Below are 1,226 nucleotides of genomic sequence, written 5' to 3' on the forward strand. Positions count from 1 at the left end.
TGCGACTTCAGCCGGTCGTTGCAACACATCGCTGGAAACGTTCGGCCGGTGTTTCAAAGTTGAGCGTCTGCCTCGGTCGTTCATTCAACTCACGAGCCACGGCATCGAGTTTAGCTTGGGAGTAGACCGAGAGGTCCGTACCTTTAGGGAAGTATTGGCGTAGCAGCCCATTGGTGTTCTCGTTCGAACCCCGCTGCCACGGGTGCTGTGGGTCGCAGAAGTAGACCCGGATGTCGGTCGCCAACGTAAAGCGTTGGTGGTCGGCCATCTCCTTGCCGCGATCCCACGTCAGCGACTTGTAGAGTTCCCGGGGCAACTTGTGCGCGTGCTTGATGAGCTTGTCGATCACCGTTTGCGTGTCTCGACTTTCCACCTTCACCAGCATGACAAGACGCGTATAGCGCTCGACCAACGTGGCGATCTGACTGTTGTGGCTCCCCATCAGCAGGTCGCCTTCCCAATGGCCAGGGACGGCCCGGTCTTCGACTTCAGCCGGTCGTTCGCGGATCGACACCATGCCAATGAGCTGACCGTGGTTGGGCGTCTTCTGCGTGTGATGGCGCGAGCGGCGCATGGCACGCGAGCGTCGAAGATGCACCAGAAGCTCCTTTTTTAGGGCGCCTCGGGCTTGGATGAACAGGCTTCGATAGATCGTCTCGTGCGACACCCGGTGCCTCTCGTCGTCGCCAGCGTGTTGTTTGAGCCAGCCTGCAATCTGCACCGGTGACCACCGCCGTTGCAACTTGGCGGCCACGACTCTGGCCAGTACGCGATGCTTCCTCAGTTTGCAGACCTTGGGCCGACGGGCGCGCTCCCAGGCCCGTTGATCAGCCTGGTTGGCCCGGTAGCTGTCCCGTCCACCGTTCCGCTGCAACTCGCGGCTGATCGTCGATGGCGCTCGATGAAGCTGCGAGGCAATGGTCCTGAGCGAGTGTCCTAGTGCCACCGATCGCGAGATCTCTTCGCGCTCGGCCAGCGTCAAGGCGCGGATGGCTCGACGGCGCGACGCCGGTCGAATGCCACCGGTTTGCGCCAGCACTCGCCGGATCGAGGAATGCCTCCGATCCAGCAACCGGGCGATCTGATGAAGCGACTCACCCTTCTGCCAGAGGTCCCATAACAAGGACATCTGGCCTTCGGTAATCGGTCTGCGGGGTCTGCGTGCCATGCAACACTCCTTCCGCTTGCGCGTCTATAGTGTGTTGCGTTGACCGGCTGAAGTCGCA

The 1,226-nt window shown here is 61.2% G+C and carries 1 protein-coding gene; it reads right to left on the bottom strand.

The annotated features are described in order from the left end of the window. Positions 1-7: 7 nt before the first annotated feature. On the bottom strand, positions 8-1,168 hold the full coding sequence (locus AC0GUR_RS21550) for an IS30 family transposase (protein ID WP_472879572.1): 1,161 nt from the start codon (positions 1,166-1,168) through the stop codon (positions 8-10). Positions 1,169-1,226 lie beyond the last annotated feature (58 nt).

It is taken from the genome of Dyella sp. PARNA 12/25 (assembly GCF_055702865.1).